The sequence below is a fragment of the Caproiciproducens galactitolivorans genome, assembly GCF_026672255.1.
Lineage (GTDB): Bacteria > Bacillota > Clostridia > Oscillospirales > Acutalibacteraceae > Caproiciproducens > Caproiciproducens galactitolivorans_A.
Genome location: NZ_JAPOHA010000007.1, coordinates 91014 through 112564, shown reverse-complemented (window position 1 = coordinate 112564; position 21551 = coordinate 91014). Strand labels below are relative to the sequence as shown.

Annotated in this window: 25 protein-coding genes; 2 read left to right on the top strand and 23 right to left on the bottom strand. The window is 48.8% G+C overall.

All coding sequences use genetic code 11. From position 1 onward, the window contains the following. Positions 1-154 precede the first annotated feature (154 nt). Positions 155-1486: an NADP-specific glutamate dehydrogenase gene (gdhA, locus tag OUY18_RS08300; RefSeq protein ID WP_268058301.1), complete on the top strand. Its 1332-nt coding sequence runs from the start codon at positions 155-157 to the stop codon at positions 1484-1486. A gap of 65 nt (positions 1487-1551) precedes the next feature. On the opposite strand, the gene rlmH is transcribed toward gdhA, so the two are convergent. The 12 genes from rlmH to OUY18_RS08240 all read right to left on the bottom strand — a co-directional run bounded on the left by rlmH (position 1552) and on the right by OUY18_RS08240 (position 13733). Further along, on the bottom strand, positions 1552-2031 hold the full coding sequence (rlmH, locus tag OUY18_RS08295) for a 23S rRNA (pseudouridine(1915)-N(3))-methyltransferase RlmH (RefSeq protein WP_268058300.1): 480 nt from the start codon (positions 2029-2031) through the stop codon (positions 1552-1554). An 8-nt stretch (positions 2032-2039) separates the two neighbouring features. Next, the gene (locus OUY18_RS08290) at positions 2040-2834 is read right to left on the bottom strand and encodes an MBL fold metallo-hydrolase (RefSeq protein ID WP_268058299.1); all 795 of its coding nucleotides are present in this window, start codon (positions 2832-2834) and stop codon (positions 2040-2042) included. A gap of 67 nt (positions 2835-2901) precedes the next feature. Further along, entirely contained in the window at positions 2902-4185 is a 1284-nt protein-coding gene (locus OUY18_RS08285; protein WP_268058298.1) for a UDP-N-acetylglucosamine 1-carboxyvinyltransferase, read from the bottom strand. Positions 4186-4484: 299 nt separating this feature from the next. After that, entirely contained in the window at positions 4485-6023 is a 1539-nt protein-coding gene (locus OUY18_RS08280; protein ID WP_268058297.1) for a peptidoglycan DD-metalloendopeptidase family protein, read from the bottom strand. A gap of 313 nt (positions 6024-6336) precedes the next feature. After that, the gene (locus OUY18_RS08275) at positions 6337-6795 is read right to left on the bottom strand and encodes an S-ribosylhomocysteine lyase (RefSeq protein WP_268058296.1); all 459 of its coding nucleotides are present in this window, start codon (positions 6793-6795) and stop codon (positions 6337-6339) included. Between the two features lie 11 nt (positions 6796-6806). Further along, positions 6807-7703: a zinc dependent phospholipase C family protein gene (locus OUY18_RS08270; RefSeq protein ID WP_268058295.1), complete on the bottom strand. Its 897-nt coding sequence runs from the start codon at positions 7701-7703 to the stop codon at positions 6807-6809. A gap of 75 nt (positions 7704-7778) precedes the next feature. Then, positions 7779-8513 carry an amino acid ABC transporter ATP-binding protein gene (locus tag OUY18_RS08265; protein ID WP_268058294.1) on the bottom strand — a complete coding sequence of 245 codons (735 nt, stop codon included), beginning with the start codon at positions 8511-8513 and terminating at the stop codon, positions 7779-7781. After that, positions 8500-9231: an amino acid ABC transporter permease gene (locus OUY18_RS08260; RefSeq protein ID WP_268058293.1), complete on the bottom strand. Its 732-nt coding sequence runs from the start codon at positions 9229-9231 to the stop codon at positions 8500-8502. The genes OUY18_RS08265 and OUY18_RS08260 overlap by 14 nt, the downstream gene beginning before the upstream one ends. Before the next feature lie 79 nt (positions 9232-9310). Continuing rightward, positions 9311-10144: a basic amino acid ABC transporter substrate-binding protein gene (locus tag OUY18_RS08255; protein ID WP_326492987.1), complete on the bottom strand. Its 834-nt coding sequence runs from the start codon at positions 10142-10144 to the stop codon at positions 9311-9313. Positions 10145-10293: 149 nt separating this feature from the next. Continuing rightward, positions 10294-11172 (bottom strand): RluA family pseudouridine synthase, encoded by an 879-nt coding sequence (locus OUY18_RS08250; protein ID WP_268058292.1) that lies wholly within the window; start codon positions 11170-11172, stop codon positions 10294-10296. Between the two features lie 62 nt (positions 11173-11234). After that, positions 11235-12305, bottom strand: a complete 1071-nt coding sequence (locus tag OUY18_RS08245; protein ID WP_268058291.1) for a branched-chain amino acid aminotransferase — start codon at positions 12303-12305, stop codon at positions 11235-11237. Positions 12306-12404: 99 nt separating this feature from the next. Continuing rightward, positions 12405-13733: an RsmB/NOP family class I SAM-dependent RNA methyltransferase gene (locus OUY18_RS08240; protein ID WP_268058387.1), complete on the bottom strand. Its 1329-nt coding sequence runs from the start codon at positions 13731-13733 to the stop codon at positions 12405-12407. 79 nt (positions 13734-13812) lie between these two features. On the opposite strand from OUY18_RS08240, the gene OUY18_RS08235 reads away from it, so the two are divergent. After that, positions 13813-14004, top strand: a complete 192-nt coding sequence (locus tag OUY18_RS08235; protein ID WP_268058290.1) for a hypothetical protein — start codon at positions 13813-13815, stop codon at positions 14002-14004. A 64-nt stretch (positions 14005-14068) separates the two neighbouring features. Here the strand turns inward: OUY18_RS08235 and OUY18_RS08230 are convergent, their stop codons facing one another. The 11 genes from OUY18_RS08230 to nusB all read right to left on the bottom strand — a co-directional run bounded on the left by OUY18_RS08230 (position 14069) and on the right by nusB (position 21522). Continuing rightward, on the bottom strand, positions 14069-14989 hold the full coding sequence (locus tag OUY18_RS08230) for a YitT family protein (RefSeq protein ID WP_268058289.1): 921 nt from the start codon (positions 14987-14989) through the stop codon (positions 14069-14071). Positions 14990-15006: 17 nt separating this feature from the next. Then, positions 15007-15399 (bottom strand): Mini-ribonuclease 3, encoded by a 393-nt coding sequence (locus OUY18_RS08225; protein ID WP_268058288.1) that lies wholly within the window; start codon positions 15397-15399, stop codon positions 15007-15009. 50 nt (positions 15400-15449) lie between these two features. Next, positions 15450-16721: a GTPase ObgE gene (obgE, locus tag OUY18_RS08220; protein WP_268058287.1), complete on the bottom strand. Its 1272-nt coding sequence runs from the start codon at positions 16719-16721 to the stop codon at positions 15450-15452. Between the two features lie 113 nt (positions 16722-16834). Then, positions 16835-17119, bottom strand: a complete 285-nt coding sequence (gene rpmA / locus OUY18_RS08215) for a 50S ribosomal protein L27 (protein ID WP_268058286.1) — start codon at positions 17117-17119, stop codon at positions 16835-16837. 3 nt (positions 17120-17122) lie between these two features. Beyond that, on the bottom strand, positions 17123-17437 hold the full coding sequence (locus OUY18_RS08210; protein ID WP_268058285.1) for a ribosomal-processing cysteine protease Prp: 315 nt from the start codon (positions 17435-17437) through the stop codon (positions 17123-17125). Positions 17438-17442: 5 nt separating this feature from the next. Then, positions 17443-17751, bottom strand: coding sequence for a 50S ribosomal protein L21 (gene rplU, locus OUY18_RS08205; protein ID WP_268058284.1), 309 nt, complete (start codon positions 17749-17751; stop codon positions 17443-17445). A 130-nt stretch (positions 17752-17881) separates the two neighbouring features. After that, complete coding sequence (locus OUY18_RS08200) at positions 17882-18769, bottom strand: polyprenyl synthetase family protein (RefSeq protein WP_268058283.1); 888 nt, start codon at positions 18767-18769, stop codon at positions 17882-17884. Beyond that, complete coding sequence (gene xseB / locus OUY18_RS08195; protein ID WP_268058282.1) at positions 18762-18977, bottom strand: exodeoxyribonuclease VII small subunit; 216 nt, start codon at positions 18975-18977, stop codon at positions 18762-18764. The genes OUY18_RS08200 and xseB overlap by 8 nt, the downstream gene beginning before the upstream one ends. Next, a complete protein-coding gene (gene xseA, locus OUY18_RS08190) occupies positions 18970-20190 on the bottom strand; it encodes an exodeoxyribonuclease VII large subunit (protein WP_268058280.1) in 1221 nt (406 codons plus the stop codon). Before xseA ends, xseB begins: the two co-directional genes overlap by 8 nt. 2 nt (positions 20191-20192) lie before the next feature. Continuing rightward, positions 20193-21116, bottom strand: coding sequence for a peptidase M22 (locus tag OUY18_RS08185; RefSeq protein WP_268058386.1), 924 nt, complete (start codon positions 21114-21116; stop codon positions 20193-20195). Beyond that, positions 21109-21522 carry a transcription antitermination factor NusB gene (nusB, locus tag OUY18_RS08180; RefSeq protein WP_268058279.1) on the bottom strand — a complete coding sequence of 138 codons (414 nt, stop codon included), beginning with the start codon at positions 21520-21522 and terminating at the stop codon, positions 21109-21111. Before nusB ends, OUY18_RS08185 begins: the two co-directional genes overlap by 8 nt. Between the last annotated feature and the right edge of the window lie 29 nt (positions 21523-21551).

Below are 21551 nucleotides of genomic sequence, written 5' to 3'. Positions count from 1 at the left end.
CAAGTTTGAATCTTGCAAATCAGAAGCTATTTTTAGGAAAAATCAGCAAAAAAATATTGAAATATACAATTTAATGTGCTAAACTATTCAATTGAAAAAGGTATTATGCTTTGAATAATATCGTTTCCTAAATTTTATATAGGAGGATATTCCCATGTCTTACGTTGACGAACAGCTCGCAAATGTAATCCGGTTAAATGCAAACGAACCTGAATTTATTCAGGCGGTAACGGAAGTTTTAAAGTCTTTGGCCCCGGTTATTGAACAAAACCCACAGTATGAAAAGGCCGGCATACTTGAAAGGCTGACGGAGCCGGACCGGCAGTTAAAGTTCCGTGTTTCCTGGCTGGATGACAACGGCAATGTCCGCGTGAACCGCGGTTACCGCGTTCAGTTCAACAATGCCATTGGGCCTTACAAGGGCGGCCTTCGCCTGCATCCGTCTGTAAACATCGGCATTCTGAAATTTTTAGGATTTGAGCAGGTCTTCAAGAACTCTCTGACAGGTTTGCCGATCGGCGGCGGCAAGGGCGGTTCCGACTTCGACCCGAAAGGCAAGTCCGACCGCGAAATCATGACGTTCTGCCAAAGCTTTATGACGGAGCTTTACAGACATATCGGCCCCGATACCGACGTTCCCGCAGGGGATATCGGCGTAGGCGGACGTGAAATCGGATACCTGTTCGGGCAGTATAAGCGCCTTCGCAATGAGTATACCGGCATCCTGACCGGCAAGGGGCTTCCTTACGGCGGCTCGCTTGCGCGTACGGAGGCAACCGGCTTTGGTCTGCTTTATTTCACCGACGCCATGCTCCGTAAAAACGGCAAATCCATTGAAGGCAAGACAATCGTAATTTCCGGCTCCGGCAATGTTGCGATTTACGCATGCCAGAAGGCACAGGAACTGGGCGGCAAGGTTGTTACTATGAGCGACTCCACCGGCTGGATTTACGACGCCGAAGGAATTGATCTGAAAGCCATTAAGGAAATCAAGGAAGTCAAGCGCGGCCGTCTCTCCGAATACAAATCCTACCGTCCGAACGCCGTATACCACGAGGGCAAGGGTGTTTGGAGTACTCCCTGCGATATCGCTCTTCCGTGCGCAACGCAGAATGAACTGCTCATTGATGACGCGAAAATGCTCGTAAAGAACGGCGTGTTCGCCGTTGCGGAAGGCGCCAATATGCCGACCAGCATTGAAGCGACCGAATACTTTCAGGCAAACGGCGTCCTGTTTGCACCGGGCAAAGCGTCCAACGCGGGCGGCGTAGCGACATCCGCTCTTGAAATGAGCCAGAACAGCATGCGCCTTTCCTGGACATTTGAAGAAGTTGACGCGAAACTGAAGGACATCATGGAAAATATCTTCCATAATGCATCCGACGCTGCGGAACAATACGGTTGCCCGAAGAACTATGTTGTCGGTGCCAACATCGCAGGCTTCGTAAAAGTTGCCGATGCCATGCTCGCACAGGGTGCTGTTTAACTCAAATTTACTTGCATATAAAAACCGGCTGGAAATTCAGAAATTCTGAAAATCCAGCCGGTTTTTTATTTATGATATTTTCCATGACTGTTAATCTGAAACGCACGGTATACCTGTTCACAAAGCATTACACGCGCGAGCTGATGCGGAAAAGTCATCGGCGACATGGATAATTTAAAATCGGCTTTTTTCTTTAATTCTTCGGAAAGCCCGAAGGAACTTCCGATAATGAAAGAAATCGTACTGGTTCCGTTCACTGCAAGACCGTTTATTTTTTCGGCAAGCTGTTCCGAGGAAAGCAAGCGGCCTTCAATACAAAGCGCGAACAGAGATGAATTTCCAGCCACAGAAAGAATCTTCTCTCCTTCTGTCTGCAATGCGGCGGTAATCTGCGCCTGGGACGGACTGTCCGGCAGGCGGCATTCCGGAATTTCATGAATGGAAAAAGTGCAGAATGCATGAAGCCTTTTTTCATATTCCGCGCAGGCCTGCCGCCAATAGGCTTCCTTTAATTTTCCAACACAAATAATTTTTACGTTCAGCATAGCTTCCCCTAAAAAATCATAACTTTTCCCGCGGTATTCTCCTTTGGAGCAACGAAAAGCTGATAATCCACTCCTTCTTTCAGTCCCGCCAGAGAAAGAGAACAGAGCGAAGTCTGGTACGCAAGTTCCGGTGTATTATTTTCGGAACTGAGATGCGCAAGTACAAAACGGGTTGTCCCGGCCTGCGCAAGTCCATAAAGCTCGTTGGCGCACGCCTGATTGGAAAGATGACCCGTATCCGACAGAATTCTTCGTTTCAGCGGGTACGGATAAGGCCCGTTTTGCAGCATACCGACATCATGATTGGACTCCAATACCACCAGATCCGCTCCCGTCAGTTCCCTTCGCACCGAATCGGAGAATATCCCCAGATCGGTGGAAAACCCCACAATGCGGCCGTCGCGGGTCTGAATACGGTATCCCACGCTTTCCGCGCTGTCGTGTGAAGTGCGGAACGGTTTAATAAACATATCGGCACATTCCAGTCCTTTTTCATCAATCACATCGGCCGGAAATTTGTCGTTGATACATCCCATTTCTTCAAGCGCGCACAGCGTGCCGGAGGAAGCATAAACGGGAATATGGCGGCGCGACGCGAATACCCGCAATCCCTTTACGTGATCGGAGTGTTCGTGTGTAACAAAAATCGCCTTTACGGCGTCAAATTCAATACCGCAAAATTCCAGCATCGCATTGAGCTGCTTTGCGGTTCTGCCGGCGTCAATCAAAATTCCTGCAAACGCCGAACCTATGTAATAACTGTTCCCGCTGCTTCCGCTGAACAGCGGACATATTCTTGCCATATAAGGCCCCCTATGTATAAAAAAAGGGAAAGACCGCCGTCAATTCCCTTTCGAACGTCCTACTTATTTAGATTGCCTGAGCAACCGCCGGTTCCGGAATATGAACCCGCCGGATATCCGCACCCATGGAAAGGAGTTTCTCTTCCACATTTTCATAACCGCGTTCAATATGATTGATTTCTTCGATCTGTGTCGTACCCACCGCGGCAAGCGCCGCGATCAGCATGGCCGCTCCCGCGCGAAGATCCGTTGCTTTTACCGGAGCCGCATTTAAATGGTCTACGCCTTCGATTACCGCCAGTTTACCGTCAACCGAGATCTGCGCTCCCATCCGCTTTAATTCTTCCACATAGCGGAAACGGTTATCCCAAACGCTTTCGTTTATAATACTGGTACCGTTTGCAATGGAAAGCAGCACCGCAATCTGAGGCTGCATGTCGGTTGGAAAACCCGGATGCGGCATTGTTTTAATGTTGCATTTATTGAGGGCACCCGTGCGGCTTACACGAACCGCATCGTCGAATTCCTCAATCTGCACACCCATTTCCTCCAGCTTGGCGGAAATGGACTCCAAGTGCTTCGGTATTACGTTTTTTACAAGGACATCCCCACCGGTTGCAGCAGCAGCGACCATATAGGTACCCGCTTCAATCTGATCCGGAATAATCGAATACGTGGTGCCGATCAAGCGGTCCACACCGTAAATTTTAATGACATCGGTACCGGCGCCGCGGACATCCGCGCCCATTGAGTTCAAAAAGTTGGCAAGGTCTACAATATGTGGCTCTTTCGCCGCATTTTCAATAACGGTCATGCCTTTTGCCTTTACAGCGGCAAGCATGATATTGACCGTTGCGCCGACGGAAACGACGTCCAGATAAATGTTTGCGCCCTTCAGGGAATCCGCACGGACGTCAACCATTCCGCCTTCCAGTTTATACGTCGCGCCCAAAGCGGCAAAGCCCTTTAAATGCTGGTCGATGGGACGGACGCCGAAATCGCATCCGCCGGGCATGGTAACGACAGCATGGTTAAATCTGCCCAATAAGGCGCCTAACAAATAATATGACCCGCGTATATGACGCGCAAGTTCGTAAGAAGCAATGTGGGTATGAATCGGTCTGGGGTCGATTTCCAAAGTAGATTTGTTTACATTTCGTATCTTTGCACCCATATCGTAAAGGATTCTTGTAATGGAAGCAACATCGGTTATATTTGGAACATTTTCAATAATACACACATCATCTGCCAGGATTGCTGCCGGTATAATCGCGATCGCGGCATTTTTAGCCCCGCTGATGTTGACTTCTCCGGTAAGACGATTGCCACCTTTAATAACGAACTTGTCCAATGCGGCACGCTCCAATCTAAAGTTAAACAATAATATTATTACATTTTTACGCGGATTATATGGCGTTTCTATTGAATAAATTATTGTAAATATTTTTTAATTAATTCTACTAATAATAGAAAAATATTTCTGTAAAAAAAGCATTAAGAAATTATCATTGCATACTTTATGATAATAATACACAAACTTTCAAAAGTCAAGAACTCGCGCTGGAAATAGCGGGTATTTCCAGTAATTCACCTTAATTTTCTAAGGAATAAAAGCTTTTTTCTTCACTTTAAAAAGAACGTTTACGAAAATCACCTGCCGACATACCCTAACGGATTCACTTTGGTACCGTTTTTAATCACTTCAAAATGGCAATGCGGACCCGTGGAATTTCCTGTACTGCCGATGAGAGCGATTGCTTGCCCCTTTGTTACCCGCTGCCCGGGCGATACCAAAACTCTGCTTGCATGGCCGTATAAAGTCACCAGACCGTTTCGGTGGTTGATTCTTACGCAGTTGCCGTAACCGCCGCTGTCCCAGCCGGCCGAAATAACAACGCCGCCGTCCGAAGCAACAATCGTCCTTCCGTAAGCACCGCCGCCGGAAATGTCGATTCCGGTATGGAAGCTTCCCCAGCGCCATGTGAAGTAGGTCGTAATGGTGTGCAGGGACGGCACCGGCCACATCAGGCTGCCGCTGCTGACCCCAAGGTCACTGATCGCGGGCCGCTTTTTGGTACCGGTAACCACAACCTTATCGACAGAAGGCGTTACGACTGTCCTGCTGATGATTTCCCGCTTCGATTCCATACCATTAATATAGTAAATTTTATCCACGCATTTCTGTACCCCGTTTACCCCCTCGGTTTTCAGTTTGGAGTAATCCGTGTACTGCGAATCATCGGAAATCGTAACGGTTTTATACGAGAGCGGAACCTGATAATCAACGGTTTTCACAAGCTGAACGTTCAGCATCGGAACCGCAACCTCAAGATTAATTAAATCACCCGGCATCAGGCTGTCCCCCAGCTGATTATTATTAATCTTGTTGAGCGCTGAAATCGTCGTATGGTTTGCTTTCGCAATGGAGGTAACCGTATCTCCTTCCTTTACCGTATAGGTCACCGGGGACTTAGACGTCCCGGTGATGATTTTATTCAAAGCTTCCGTCTTCATAATGGACGTGGTCGGAAACAATCCGTTTATGGTTTCCACATCCTGCGTAAACGCAGCCGTTGCGTTGTTATCGGTTCCTTTTGCCTTATTCAGAATATTCTGAAGCATATAGCGCAGGTCCGCGCTGCTCTTGACCGCGCCGACCAGTTCGCCGTTAACATAGAGGCCGCTCGCTTCTTCTATAATACCGTTCGACTGCTGTATGATCTTGTCGCAAACGGTATTGACCGGCGAAACGCTCCCGGCATCCACAACGGTAAGATGAAAAGTCGGCGTAATATTGATTTTGACATCGCTGTCCGCCGTATCATGAACCATGCGCTGGCTCACCATTTCACTCGCCTGCTCGAAAACCTTTTCATTTTGAATTGCGGCAACTTCTTTCCCGTCGTAAGCAAGCATCAAACCATAGTTCAGGCCCGTCCAGTACTGGACGGTAAATCCAAGCAGGAAAACCGCGCCGACCGGGGCCGCTATATTAAGGATAGAGCACACAAAGCCTTTATGGCGAATAAAGCTTTTCGCCGTAACGATGATATACTCGTGAAAAACATGGGATAGCCCAACTTTTTTTGCCTCTTCAATCCTCTTACGGGCAATGGAAAAACCTTCCCGTATGGATGAAAATTCTTCCTTTAACTCTGCAATACGCTTGCCGATAAAGGCAGCGTACAAGGATTTAACAAGGTTGGTAAAAGGCCGAAAAAAGCGGGATAGCCTGCGGCGTACACGTTTTAAAATCCGAACAGACTGTATGCCGGTTATATATAGGAAATCAATTGCATTTTCAGTTGCCCCACGGCAGGTAAATCTGCATGATTTGTTTGACAAATCGATTAGCTGAGGGAGCTGCATGAAACAAAATCCTTTCGGGTAGTTAAATTGTTACAGGTTTGTAATACGTTCAACTTATGATATAACAAAAGTAACAATTTTGCAACCCATTGGTAATTAATTAACAAATAAGGCCTATTTCCATATCTTGGAACTAGCTTAAATACCTAAGCTTTTCCTCATTCCATCCCTCAATTTTTGGAAGAAATTCCCTCGCTTCCTTTCTTGCGCCTTCCAGGTCATGTTCCAGATAATTTCCGCATTCTTTGGCTGTGGCTCCGGGAATCGCCCCTTCAAAATCCGCAATAAACGCGAAAGCGTCTTTTATAAGCCGGATAGCTTCTTTATAATCCATGTTTCTTACTAAAAAATAAAATCCGGTGCGGCAGCCCATCGGCCCGAAATAAATCACCTGCTCCCTGTATTCCCCGTTCCGGGCAAAGGTTGCAAACAAATGCTCAATGGTGTGCATGGCGGCATTTGGGAGAAAAGGCGGAACATTCGGTTTTCTCATACGAATATCATAGGTTACAATATCACCGTCAATACGGGAAATATAAATTCCGGGTAAAAGTTTATTATGATCAATGCAAAAACTCGCTATTTTTTCCATAATGTGTCTCCTTAATAATAAAAGGGGATTTCCCCTGTCATCCTTCCATAATCGTTCGTTTTAAAAAAATCATCGATGAATTTTACGCTTTCCGCAACGGATTGCTCGTAAAGCTCCAGAAAACTCTCATTCCGCTTGATTCCGCCGTCTCTGGGCCAGCACCATTGGGAATGCTGAATATTCGCGTAATCGAACCCATCCCCTTCGCTGATGCTTCGGATATGAGCGGAATAGGTTCGTTTGCCGCTTCGCTTTTCCAAATGCTCCAGCAGCGCTTTTTTCATCGTTGTCCGGTCATTTAAGAGGCCAAAGGCTTTTCGGCAATCCGAGGTGGCCTGCAGCAGCGGAACATTCGAATCCGCAAGGCCGTATAAACGTTTCAGCACAAAGGCATATAGATCCGCGATTTGCGCCTGCACCTCATCGTTTTTCGGCACGGTCTTTTTTAAACGAAACTCGACCGGCAATAAACCCAATTCATAGCGAAGGATAATCACGTCGAGGATGGATTCGATTTCGGTATGCAGAATGCTTTCATTCTGATCCGGCTCCTTTTCCAGAAGGATGGAAGATTCAAACCGGATAAACGGATGGCCGGTCCGGTCCAATGAATAATGACACAGGAAACCGTATAAATAAGACCGGACGATCTCCTTTTGACCGGACGCCTCAAAATATTCCCGCATTGCGGCAAACAGTTTGGAAGGCTTGCCGCGGTGGAGTTTCGAACCGTATCCTTTCAGGCTGCCGCTTTTCTGCCAGGGCAGAAAGCGATGGCAGTAAAGGAAATCCGGCCCCTGCGCTCCCCAGAGGAAAGCATCCCGTACAACCGTAAATTTCGGATTGTCCTTTTCAATTTCTTTCAAAACCCTTTGCGCATGTAAAAAATGCGTGATTGCAGCCGGCATGACGCAATACCTGCCTTAACAAAAATAGAGCACGGTAAACCCGTGCTCTTTATTTTATCATATTCGAATTGATTTTTAAAGAACTTTCGATAAAAAGTCCTGAAGTCTTGGATTTTTCGGATGTTCAAAAAATTCCTGCGGTTCCGCTTCCTCTAAAACCTGCCCGTCATCCATAAACAGAACGCGGGTAGCGACTTCACGCGCAAACCCCATTTCATGCGTAACCACCACCATGGTCATTCCGTCTGCGGCAAGCTCTTTCATAACCTGCAATACTTCGCCGACCATTTCGGGGTCGAGCGCACTGGTCGGTTCATCGAACAGCAGCACGTCCGGATTCATTGCAAGCGCACGCACAATTGCGATACGCTGCTTTTGTCCGCCGGAAAGCTGTACCGGGTAAGCTTCCGCCTTATCGGCAAGGCCCACGCGCTCCAAAAGCTGTACGGCGGCCTGTTCGGCTTCCTGCGGTGTCTTTAGCTTTAAAGTAACCGGCGCAAGCGTAATATTCTGAAGCACCGTTAAATGCGGGAACAGATTGAAATGCTGGAACACCATGCCCATTTTCTGGCGCAGCAGATTGGTATTGCAGTCCGGTGCATTGGTTTGTTCTCCCTCAAACCAAATTTCGCCTTCCGTGGGCTGCTCAAGAAGGTTCAGGCAGCGCAGAAAGGTACTTTTGCCGGAGCCGGACGGACCGACAATGACCACCTTTTCGCCTTTTTCAATATTCTGATCAATCCCTTTTAAAACATCCAGATCTCCGCCCAGCGTATGAAAGGTTTTATGCAGATTTTTAACGGTAATCACTTCTGTGCAGCCTCCTTTCCAGCTTTCCGAGCAGCGTTGTCAAACCCATAACAATCAGCAGATAAATCGCCGCGACGGCTATCAGCGGAGTAAACGGATCATATGTAATGCTGCGAATGGTATCGCCGCCCTTTGTCAAATCCGGAATCGCGATATAACCGGCCACGGACGTTTCCTTCACCAGCGCGATAAACTCATTGCCGATTGCGGGCAGTACATTTTTTAAAGCCTGCGGAAAAACGATTTTCACCATGGTATCGTGCTGGCTCAGCCCCAGAGAACGGCCGGCTTCCGTCTGCCCTTTGTCCACAGACTGAATTCCGCTGCGGATGATTTCGGCAACATACGCGCCGGAGTTAATACCGAACGCCAAGATTGCGGCAAGGATACGATCCAGATTGGGTGACTGAAAGACAATGTACCACATAATCATTAACTGAACAACGATTGGCGTTCCGCGGATGACGGTCAGGTAGACCGTACAGATTGCATTCGAAATCCGCAGTTTATTCGGGTTGTTTGCGTGCCCCGTCTTAACCAAAGCGATGATCGTTCCTAAAACAATGCCGATGATAATTGCAAAGAAAGTAATCATCAGCGTGTTTCCCAGTCCGTTTACAATGTATTTGTACCGGTTCTTTTCAATAAAAGATTCATAGAATTTCTGAGGAAACTCTGAAAAATAAGAGAGCGGAAGTGCCGCAGCCAGAGAATTCATATTTAACCCCCGTTTTGTAAAATGAGAAAAGCAGGGCAGCATACCGTCCGCTGACCCTGCGTTTCTTCAGTTGAATACATTAAGCGCCAAGAGCCGCCTTATATTTATCGATGATTTTGTTCAGTTCACCGCTTGATTTTAATTCGCTAAGGACGTCGTTTACCGCTTTCAGCATCTCTGTATCGCCCTTCGGAACGGCAATTGCGTATTTCTCAACCGTTAAAGCGTCGTCCAGCTTCACCAGTTTGTCGGGGTTTTTCTCAACAAACTTCTTGGCGGGGAAATCATCAATGACGACCGCATCAATTTTGCCGTTGATTAAATCGGCTATTGCATCAACGCCCTTGTTATACCGCTCGGTAGAGGCAACCTTTACATCGCTTGTTCCTTTTTCGTCGGTGCAGTAGGTGTCGCCGGTTGTACCCTGCTGTACGCCGACCTTTTTGCCGGTCAGATCCGCGCGGGTTTTAATCGGGCTTCCCTTTAAGGTAATGATGGACTGCGAAGCGTCAAAATACGTATCGGAGAAATCCACATTTTTCTTTCTGTCTTCGTCCGCCGTCATGCCTGCCGCGACAAAATTGGTTTTTCCCGTCTTGAGTTCTGTTGTCAGCGAATCGAAAGCAACGTCGTTTATTTTCAGCTTAACGCCCAGTTTCTCAGCAATTTTATTGGAGATATCAATGTCAATGCCAACAATTTCTTCGCCGTCTTTGTATTCAAACGGTTCGAATTCCGCGTTCGTGGACATGGTTACAAAACCGTTCGCCTTAATTTTATCAACACTTGTGGAAGCGGCGCCCTTGCTGTTTGCCCCGCTCGCCGTCGTTCCGGACTGGGCGCATCCCGCCATAGAAACCGTCATCGCCATTGCAAGAAAAAGTGCCGTAAGCTTTGAAGATTTTTTCATCATATTTATCCTCCATATCAATTGATTTTTATCCGCTTTTTAATATGGTTGTATTATATCGCATAAATATACATAAATCAAGCATATTATAAATAAAAATTCATTTTTATAAATTGATATGGTGTGGATGCGATTTTGCGTTCGTTTTTTGTCTACTTTACCATACCGCTCAATTCCAGCAGGTGTTCCATGTCTTTGGGCAACGCGCAGGAAAAGCGCATTGCCTGCCCGGAAACCGGATGGACAAACTGTATATTTGTGCAGTGCAGCGCCTGCCTTGCAAGGATATCCAGATGGCCTCCGTACATGTCGTCCCCCGCGAGCGGGTGCCCAAAATGCGACATATGCACACGAATCTGGTGCGTGCGCCCGGTTTCAATTTGCAAGGAAACCAAAGTATATCCTTTTCCGGCGCAAAGCACACGCCAGTTTGTCACGGCATATTCCCCGGATTCCGTAACAGTGCGCTGGATTCTGTGTCCCTCTTTTAAGCCGATCGGCTCATTAATCGTACTGCATCCGGTAAATTCGCCTTCGCATACTGCCGTATACTCCTTCTCAATACCGCCCGCAAGACGCGCCGCGCAAAAGGAGTTCTTGGCCAAAACGACAAGGCCGGTTGTATCTTTATCCAACCGATATACCGGCCGAAACGTCCGCTTTTCCTTCCTGCGAAGATCGTAAGCGGCGACAGCGTTTGCCAGACTGTCCCGGTCATGGCCGGGCGCAGGATACATCGGCATGTTCGCAGGCTTATCGATAATAAGAAGATCATCATCCTCATAAACAACCGAAAGCGGCCGTTCCACCGGTTCGATCTGTTTTTTGTCGTCCGGCATCCGTATCCTTACTTCATCACCGGCTCGCAATGTCTCCGTAACGATGGCGTGCAGATGATTCTTTGTAATCCCCATCGGTTCCCGCTTCAGCCTGACCATCAGTCTTGCGGAGATTCCGCAGTATTTGCGAAGAAAGCTTTTCAGGGTTATCCCGTCATATTTATTTGGAACGGTAAATTTCAGTTCACGCATAACATCTAAAAATAAGAAGCGGCGACAAAAAGCCGCCGCCACCTTCCTTTTCCCTTGCTAAATTATTTCACTTCTACAGTCCAGCCAAAGGTATCTTTGATTTTACCCCATTGAATACCGGTGAGCGTATCATACAGGCGGCGGGAAATCGGCCCGATTTCGCCCTTATTGATATTCATGATATCATCGCCCCATTTTAAATGGCCGATCGGAGAGATAACCGCAGCCGTTCCGGTTCCGAATGCTTCCTTGAGCCGGCCGTTTTGGGCAGCCTCGGCAAGTTCATCAATGGAAATCCTGCGTTCTACCACATTCATTCCCCAGGATTTCAGCAGTTCAATGGAAGACATACGGGTTATGCCGGGAAGGATGGAGCCTTGGAGCTCCGGCGTAACAATTTCGTCGTCAATGACAAAAAACACATTCATTGTCCCGACTTCTTCAATGTACTTCCGTTCCACACCGTCGAGCCAGAGGACCTGCGTGTAATTTTGTTTCTCCGCTTCATCCTGTGCTTTCAGGGAAGCCGCATAGTTGCCAGCCGTTTTTGTGTAGCCCATGCCGCCCTTTACAGCGCGGACGTAATTTTTCTCAACATAAATCTTAACCGGATTCAGGCCTTCCGGATAATATGCGCCAACCGGGCAGCAAAGGATGATAAATACCAGATGCTGTGCCGGGTGCACGCCGATGTGGGGATCTACGCCGATAATAAACGGACGGATATAAAGGGAGGTTCCTTCCGCAGATGGAATCCAGTCCTTTTCAACGGAAACCAGTTTTTCAATTGCTTTCTCGCAGAATTTCTCATCAACCAGCGGAATACAGAGACGGTCGTTGGAAGAATTCAGGCGCGCCATGTTTTTGTCCGGGCGAAAAAGCAGAATTCTGCCGTCTACCGCGCGGTAAGCCTTCATTCCTTCAAAAACAGACTGGCCGTAATGCAGGCACATGGCCGCCGGTGATAGCTCGATCGGTCCAAACGGGACAATTCTGGCGTCATGCCAGCCCTCTCCCTCGTCATAGTTCATTAGAAACATATGATCGGTGAATATCGTACCGAATCCAAGCTTGCTCGTATCCGTCGGCTTTGGCTTCGGATGGTCTGTCAATTCAACTCTGATTTCCTGCATGATAATGCCCTCTTTCAAATTAATTACCGATTATTATAGCATTGTTTTCCCGCAATTTCAAGCTTTAGCGTCTTAAAGCGACGGAAAGGACAAGGGTACTCACTTATTCCGTAATCCTTTCGGGTAATGATTTTTCAGCCGGCCGTTCGAGCATTTTCCAAAACCGGTCAGCACACCGTCCGCCGCAACGCCGGTATAGCCTTTGCAGCCCGCATCCACCGTAATTTCCTCCCCGCGAAGAAACGCATCAATTTCCGGTGAATCATGCGGCAGGTTGATTACGGAGCGCAGCTCTTCCGGCTTTGCCGCCATAAACGCCGCATGCGCGGGTTCAATGCGGTTGGTTTTGGCCTCTCCCAGAAGAAGTCCCGCCCGGATTACCCCCAGGCCTTTTAAATCCGGCAAAGCCTCCGGTAACAACAGAATGTTTTTCCCGATCTGTTCCATAGAATTTTGCAGTTTCGTTTTATAAATCTGAGAATAAAAATCCTGTACTTCGTTTTTCACGGACGGACTTCGGCAAGGATAGGGTTTTGGATACGCATCATTTTTTGACGTCCTTTGCAGGACGGCAACAAAATGCCCCTCCCCTTTATCCATCGGGAAAATACGGCGCGCTTCCGGTAAAAACGCCGGACGTCCGAATTTCAGATTCCGGTCAATCAGCGTAAAATCGTCCCGCTGCTTTAAGAAAGCCGATACAACGCCTTCGTTTTCTTCCCTTGAAAAAGTGCAGGTGGAATAAACAAGAATGCCGTTTTCCTTCAACGCCTGCGCGGCGCTCATAAGGATGGCCAGCTGCCGGACGGCACAGGCTTCGACATGCTCGGGACTCCAGTCCTGAACCGCCTGCTCATCCCGGCGGAACATGCCCTCACCCGAACAGGGCGCGTCGACCAGAACCTTGTCGAAATAGCCGGCCAGCCCTTCGCAAAGCGTTTCCGGATGGCAGGAAGAGATCACCGCATTTTTTACGCCCATGCGTTCGATATTCGAAAGCAATATATTTGCCCTGTTCTTTACGATTTCGTTGGACCATAGCAATCCCTGACCATTTAAAAGGGAGGCAATCTGTGTCGATTTTCCCCCGGGAGCGGCGCATAAATCCAAAACGAACTCCCCCGGCTGCGGATTTAAAGCCGTTACCGCGCTGGCGGCCGAAGGTTCCTGTGAATAAAAGGCGCCGGCATGATGCATGGGCAGCTGCCCGATTTTCGGCGCATCCGCCGGTATATAGTAAGACATCGGCGAAAACGGAGCAGGCTGAATCGGAAAAGGAAGCGCCGCTTTTAACGTTTCCAGACTGCACTTCAGCGAATTTAATCGAATTCCACGATAATGCGGTTCGTTATAACACGATAAAAATGCATCATATTCCTCTCCGAGAAGCTCTTTCATTTTCTCTTTGAATTTCTGAGGAAGCTCCATCAAATTCCATCAGCTCCTAAATTAAATGGTATATTTTGCGTATAAATACAAATAATAGGTTCCAAAGGGGGTGAATACCTTGGATAAACAATCTTCAAAGCAGAGCAACAACAATCGCACTTCCAGTACTGACAGCAACCGTACTTCCAGCACCGATATGAACCGCACTTCCAGCACAGATAAAGAAAATTACGGCGGTGGTTCCAGTCGCACCAACAATAATGCTACACAATCAACGAAAACAACTTCCAGCAACTGCAGAGACAACTAAACGCGTCAGAGCAGCATACTATGGAAACAGGCGGTTTTGTATGATGTACAAGCCCGCCTGTTTCTTATTTCTTTTTAATATGCTGGATTAATTCTTTTAAAGTCTTATCTTCCGCTTTCACTTCGCGGAATCCTTCTCCGGAAATCTCACCGGCTTCGCCGACAATCATGAACGCATCCTTATCATGAGAACGCACAATATCTTTTACCTTCACGACTTCATACCGGCGAACCGCACAAAGCAAAACTTCGCCTTCCCTGCCGCTGTAGGCACCGCGTGACTTTAAAATGGTGACTCCGCGGTCCATTTCCAAAATATCATGCGTAATTTCATCGTTCGCGGTAGAAATAATGAATAAAAGCTTTCCGGTTCCCGTATCCGTACCATAGAGAATCGAGTCAATCAATCTGGTGGAAACAAATATGGCAATGACCGCATAAAGTGCGCTTTCAATGCTGTGATAAACGACAGCGGAAGAAAGAACCACCACTAAGTCGATTCCCAGCATCAGCTTCCCCATGGAAAAACTCCGCAGTCTTCTGCCAAGCAGTCTGGCAATCATATCCGTACCGCCGGTTGTTCCTCCGCGCATGAAGACCAAGGAAAGGCCGATTCCTTCTATAAGCCCGCCGAAAAGCGCGGCCAGCATCTTTTCGCCGGTATAGTGCGGCAGCATTTTTGCGATTACATCAATCGATACGGATACAAACACAGTTGCAACGATCGTTTTTCCAACGAGCTTGTACCCGATTTCCACAATCGCCCAAATAAAGATCGGAATATTGAACAGCAGGCTGGTCATACCGATCGGCCAATGCCATACATAGTTAATCATCGTGCAGATACCGGTAATCCCACCCGGTGCAATACGGTTTGGCGCGGCAAAAACGTCGACTGAAATGGCATAAATAAGACTGCCGGCCAGAAAAAACAAGTTGTCCTTTAAAATTTTTATGATTTTCCCCTTTGGCACATCAGGAAACATGGCATCCCCTCCCCGTACTATTCACTACACATAATTTTAAAGATTTCACGAAGCCGTTCCATGTTTCCGGTTAAATAAATATAGCCGAAAAGCGCTTCAAAAGCGGTTGCCGCGTGGTAATCGGCTACAGATGAATTTTTAGGTACATGGTTCGTGTGGGCATTGCGGCCCCGCCGAAAGATTTCCGCTTCTTCTTCCGTTAACAGCGGAAGAAGCTTTTGGGAAGCTTCCGCCTGCGCGCTGCAGCAAACCTGCGTAACCGCGCTTTTATGCAGGGAATTCACCGGGCAGTTTCCCCGGCAGACAAGCCGTTCCCTTACAAACAGGTCAAAAACCCCGTCCCCGATAAAAGCAAGCGTCAAAGGACTTAACTGCTTTGGGTCGCATTCCGCATTATATAATCGTTCCAAATAAACACCTCAAACCCATAATTCTGCCTGTTTTTTATATGGTAGACAGATTACTCCATAAAGTCAAATTCAATATCATAAATGCTGACGGTGTCTCCCTCCTGAATACCGGCCTCGCGCAGCGCGTCGATCACTCCTGTATTTATCAGAACGCGCTGGAAGTACTGAAGGGACTCGTAATCGTCAAAATTCACGGAATTAATAACCTGAACAAGCCATTCGCCTTCCACAACAAATACCCCGTCGTGGTTGGTCACCTTTACCTCATGCCGGCCGATTTCCTCCGCCGGCGTCAAAGGCATGGGTTCCGGCTCGAAATGCTTAACCGGAGGAAGCTTACTGAGCATTTCCGTCACCCGTTTCAGCAAAGGGTCCACCTGGTAGCGGATCGCTGCCATAATCGGGAAAAATTCATATCCCTGTTTCTCTGCGAAGTTCTTGAAATCCTCGATTTGCTCGTCGGTCGCCAGATCACATTTGTTTCCGGCAACAAGCATCGGCCTTTCCGCAAGCTCCGGGTTAAATTTCTTTAATTCCGCGTTGATTGTCTGAAAATCCTTTTTCGGATCGCGGCCTTCGCTGCCGGAGACATCCACAATATGCACAAGCATTCTGCACCGCTCCACATGGCGAAGGAACTGGTGGCCCAGACCGGCACCTTCCCCGGCGCCTTCAATCAGCCCGGGTATGTCCGCGATGACAAACGATTGGCCCTCCCCCATACGGACCACGCCGAGGACAGGGGTAATCGTTGTAAAATGATAATTCGCGATCGTCGGCTTCGCTTCGCTGACAACGGAAACCAGCGTGGATTTCCCCACATTGGGATAACCCACCAGTCCGACATCCGCCAAAAGCTTTAATTCCAGCTGAAGCTCCATTGCTTCCCCCGGCATACCGGGCTTTGCAAAGCGCGGGGTTTGGCGCGTAGCGGTTGCAAAATGGATATTTCCCCAGCCCCCGCGGCCGCCTTTGGCAATAACCTGCGGTTCGTCACCGGACATGTCGGCTACCAGTCTGCCCGTTTCGGCATCCTTCAGAAGCGTTCCTCTGGGGACTTTGATAATAAGGTCGTCCGCTTTTTTCCCGTAACAACGGCTTCCCCTGCCGTCTTCCCCGTTTTTGGCAACATACTTTCGCTTATAACGGAAATCCGCAAGGGTGGAGAGGTTGTCGTCTACCTGAAAAACAATATTTCCGCCCCTGCCGCCGTCGCCGCCGTCCGGCCCGCCGGACGCGACATATTTTTCGCGGTGAAAGGCAACTTTTCCGGCGCCGCCGTTACCGGCTTTAATCGTAATTTTCGCACTGTCTATAAACATCCTCAGCTTACCGCCATTCTTTGAAACTCATAAAATTAGTATATCATAATTTTTGCCAATAAGTCAAAAAATCCCGGGCAAATCAGCCCGGGATTTTCATTCACCTTATTGGCTTACTGCTCAACTGCGTAAACGCTGACCCTCTTGCGGTCACGGCCAAGGCGCTCGAACTTCACACGGCCGTCAACCAGTGCGAAGAGGGAATCATCGGAACCTTTGCCGACGTTCTCGCCCGGGTGAATATGGGTGCCGCGCTGCTTCACAAGGATGTTGCCGGCAAGTACAAACTGGCCGTCGGCGCGCTTTACACCAAGGCGCTTAGACTCGGAGTCACGGCCGTTCTTGGTGGAACCCATTCCTTTTTTATGAGCAAATAACTGAATATTTATCTTTAGCATTCTTTACACCTCCGTATAACTTACGTGAATATTCTGAGGATATTGTTCCTCAAGTTCCTGCAAGTGAAGTTTGAAACCCGCAAGAATACTGCGGCAGTTCTTAACTTCCTTTGATGAAATTCGGACAAGCATATACCCGTCTTCAACAGCGACCTGAGCATCCGCTTTCAAAATTTCGGTTATGGTGTTGGCGGTCATATACGCAGCGGAAGAAACCGATGCGCAGACAATATCCTGACCCGCCTCCCCATTATGGCCGGTAATGGAAAAACCCATCAATTCACCGTCCGGCCGGGTAAAAAACTCTGCACTAATCATGATATTCACGCATTAATTGCGGTAATCTGCACTTTCGTGTAAGGTTGTCTGTGACCTATCTTGCGCTTTTCGCATTTCTTGGATTTGTAAGTTAAGACCGTAATCTTCTTCGCCTTACCGTTTTTAAGTACTTTACCGGTAACTTTCGCCCCATCAATATACGGAGCGCCGATTTTGAGTCCGTCATCGCCGTCAAGTGCAATCACTTTAAAGTCGACTGAGGAGTTTTCTTCCGCTGCAAGCTTTTCGATATAGATGACGTCGTCATTCTGTACCTTATACTGCTTGCCGCCTGTTTCAATCACTGCAAACATGAATAAAAGGTCCTGCCTTTTCTATAATCTCGCTACTGCCGGGCGGGTTTCCCACTTTTAAGAGCCCGTAATATGCGGCCTAACAATCATAGCATACGCCGTCAAATTTGTCAATATTTACGGGAAATTTCTATTTATCACGCGACACAAGTGCCCGCGCCAGCTGGGACAGGGTCTCCGTACCGCTTTCAAAGCCTTCCAGCGCTTTTACAGCGGCGTCCGTCAGCTCAAGGGCCTTTATTTTTGCGTTATCCAGACCCATGAGGGTTACGTAGGTGCACTTGCTGTTTTCATGATCACTTCCGACCGGTTTTCCCAAAGTCTCCGAATTGCCGGTAACGTCCAGAATATCGTCAACCACCTGAAAAGCCAGCCCGATCGCTTTGGCATACTTTTCAGCCGCTTCTATCTGGCTTTCGTTCGCCCCTGCAATAACGCATCCCATTTTCGCCGCCGCTAAAATCAGCGCCCCGGTCTTGCACTCGTCCATTTCTTTCAGGGTATTGAGGTCGATTACCCGTCCTTCGCTCATAAGGTCGATCACCTGTCCGCCGACCATACCGTATGCCCCTGCCGCGCGGGCAAGGATTCCGGCCGCAGCCGCCGCCCGTTCGGCTCCGGCCATACGAACCGATTCTTCCGAAAGCATGGTTTCAAAGGCCATCGTAAGCAGCGCGTCCCCCGCGAGAAGGGCCGTATCTTCCCCAAACACCTTATGGTTCGAAGGATGTCCCCTGCGCATGTCGTCGTCGTCCATGCAGGGCAGGTCATCGTGAATCAGCGAGTAGGTGTGTATCATTTCGACCGCACAGGCAAACGGAAGCGCCGCGTTGACATCGCCGCCGCAGATTCTGCAAAATTCCAGCACCAGAAGCGGACGGATTCTTTTTCCGCCGCCCAAAAGGCTGTAGCGCATGGCATTGATTAAATCCGCCTGCATAACATCTTCCTGCGGAAGGTATTCTTCCAGCTTCCGATCCACCATTTCGATTGTTTCGTTCATTTGCTGATTAAGCATCTTTTTCACCGCCGGCTTCTTTCATTTCCGTTATCTGCTTGATTTTCTGCTCCGCGTTCTGTAATTTGCCATAGCAAAAAGCCGCGAGCGCAGAACCTTCTTCAAACAGGCTCAAAGAGGTTTCCAGCGATTCATTTCCGCTTTCCATGCGGCCGACAATTTCATTTAGTTTCGTCATGGCTTCTTCAAAAGTCATCTTCTTATTCATGTTTTACCTCCATGCCTTCCACCAGACAATGCAGCTTCCCGTCTTTTAAAAGCACTGAAATTTGTTCACCTGTTTGCATACCGGAAATTTCCGAAACGATATGCCCCTGATGATCGTAGGTAATGGTATACCCTCTGGAAAGGGTCGCCAGCGGACTGAGGGCATTCAGTTTCCCGCTCGCCGTGCGCAGCTCCAGTTTTGCCTCCGCGGCCTTTTGGCTAATGCAGACCCGTAACCGCTCGTAAAGCTGATCGGTTCGGATTCGCTCCAGCTCCACCAGATTCTGCGGCCTGCGAAAGGTATAGGAGGATGTCAGCGCATCAAGCCGCCGCTTCGAATCGGCTAGCTGATATTCCATGCATTCTTTTAAACGAACGGCACTGCCGCTGATGAAAGCCTTCAGTTCGGCGGCGTCGGGAACGGCCAGTTCCGCGGCGGCTGACGGCGTGGGAGCCCGCAAATCCGCAACGAAATCACAGATGGTAAAGTCTGTTTCGTGTCCGACCGCCGAAATAACCGGTATGTCGGAAGCGGCAACCGCCCGCGCAACACATTCTTCGTTAAAGGGCCACAAATCTTCCAGTGAACCGCCGCCGCGTCCCAAAATGATCATGTCGGCGCACGAAAGACGGTTAAAGCGTTCCAGCGCGGCTGCGAGCTGGGGAGCAGCCCCTTCCCCCTGTACCAATACCGGGCAGAAAACAATTTCCGCAAGCGGATACCGCCGGGCCAGAATCGTGGTAATATCGTGTACCGCCGCTCCCGTCGGCGAGGTGATCACGCCGATCCGTTTCGGGAATTTGGGAAGCGGTTTTTTCCGCTGTGCGGAAAACAAACCTTCCGCGTCCAGCTTTGCCTTAAGCTGTTCAAACGCCATATTCAGCGCGCCAAGCCCGTCGGGCTGCATATCGTCGATATAAAGCTGATACTGCCCCGTCGCTTCGTATACGCTTACCCTGCCGCGGACAATCACCTTCATCCCGTCCTTCGGCAGGAAGCGGAGCCGGCGCGCGCTTTGCGCGAACATAACGGCACGAATCACGCATTTATCATCTTTAAGCGATAAATAAAAATGGCCGGATTTATAGTGATTGGTGAAATTGGAGATTTCACCGCTGACAAATACATGGTTCAGACGGGTATCCCCGTCAAACAAAGACTTGATATACGTATTCAATTGTGTAATGCTGAGCACAACCGGGGAACCCATCATTATTATGCCCCCTTTATAGAGGTTAAAATCGCAATTCCCGCCGCATTGTCCGCTGAAAAAGCCGGTTCGGCGAAATAGGCGCCGTACTTTCCGGTAAGCGCCTTGCGAATCATCCCGTTCGACATCACGCCCCCCGCGAATAACAGCGGAAGTTCGCCGTATTGTTTCAGCAGTTCCTCCGCCATTCCGTCCAGTGCGGAAAGAATCGCCTGCAAACAGTAGGACGCGATTTCTTCCTTGGGCTTTCCCTTGCGAAGCAACTCCCCGCATTTATTTTCAATACCGGATAACGAACAGTCCGCTCCTTTGAGCGACGGCTTTATTTTAAAATGAATCTCCGTTTCCTGCGCCAGCCGTTCCAGTTCCCTTCCCGCGGGAAAGGAAAGACCCAGCATGGCGCCCACCCGGTCGACAGCCTGTCCGCCCTTTAAATCGAGCGACCGGGCAAGCAGTTCCGTATGGAACACCGACTGTTCGTCCGGCGTAACCAGAACCGCCTCCGTCGTGCCGCCGGAAACATGGAACGCGATAAACTTTTGATGGATCAGGGAAAGCTTTCCGGCAGAATACAAAGCGGCGGCAATGTGCCCCGCCTGATGGGAAAAAGTACGCATGGGAACGCCGAGGGCTTTGGAAACCGCCTTCGCCGTACCAAGGCCGACCGTAAAACAGGGCATATAGGAGCCTTCCAGATCACGCGGGCGGCTCGAAGCGCCAACGGCTTCGATCGGCTGCTTTTCGGAAAGCAGGGTTTCCAGAATAACCGGAAGCTGCTGTACATGGTGAAATACGGCGTCGCTCTGCCGAAGGCCAAGCTCGCCTTCTTTTACGGGCAGCAGCATTTTCTCCTGCTTTATCGCCCCGTCCCGGAACAGCGCCGCGGAAGTGGTGTAATTGCTGGTGTCGATGCCGAGCGTATTATTCACGGCCAACTTTATCACCAAGATCTTTTGCAACGGAGCCCAGAACGCCGTTTACATAGGAAGCGTCGTCGGAACCTCCGTATTTCTTCGCAAGGTTGATCGCTTCATTGATGGACACACTGACCGGAATATCTTTTTCAAACAGCATTTCATAAATTGCCATTTTTAAAAGAGCAAGGGAAACCTTTGAAAGGCGGTTCATTTTCCATCCGCGGATATTTTTTTCAATGAGAGCATCGATTGCTTCTTCGTTTTCTTCCACGCCCACGGCGATTTTCTCGGCGAAATCATCAATAATGATATCGCTGCATAAACCAGCCGCGTCAATAATCTGCTCGGTCGTATCGTGGCTGAAGCTTCTTTCAAAGATCAGAACGAATGCCTGTTCCCTTGCCTCACGTCTTTTCATTTATTTTCCTCCGTACCTTACCTCAATTT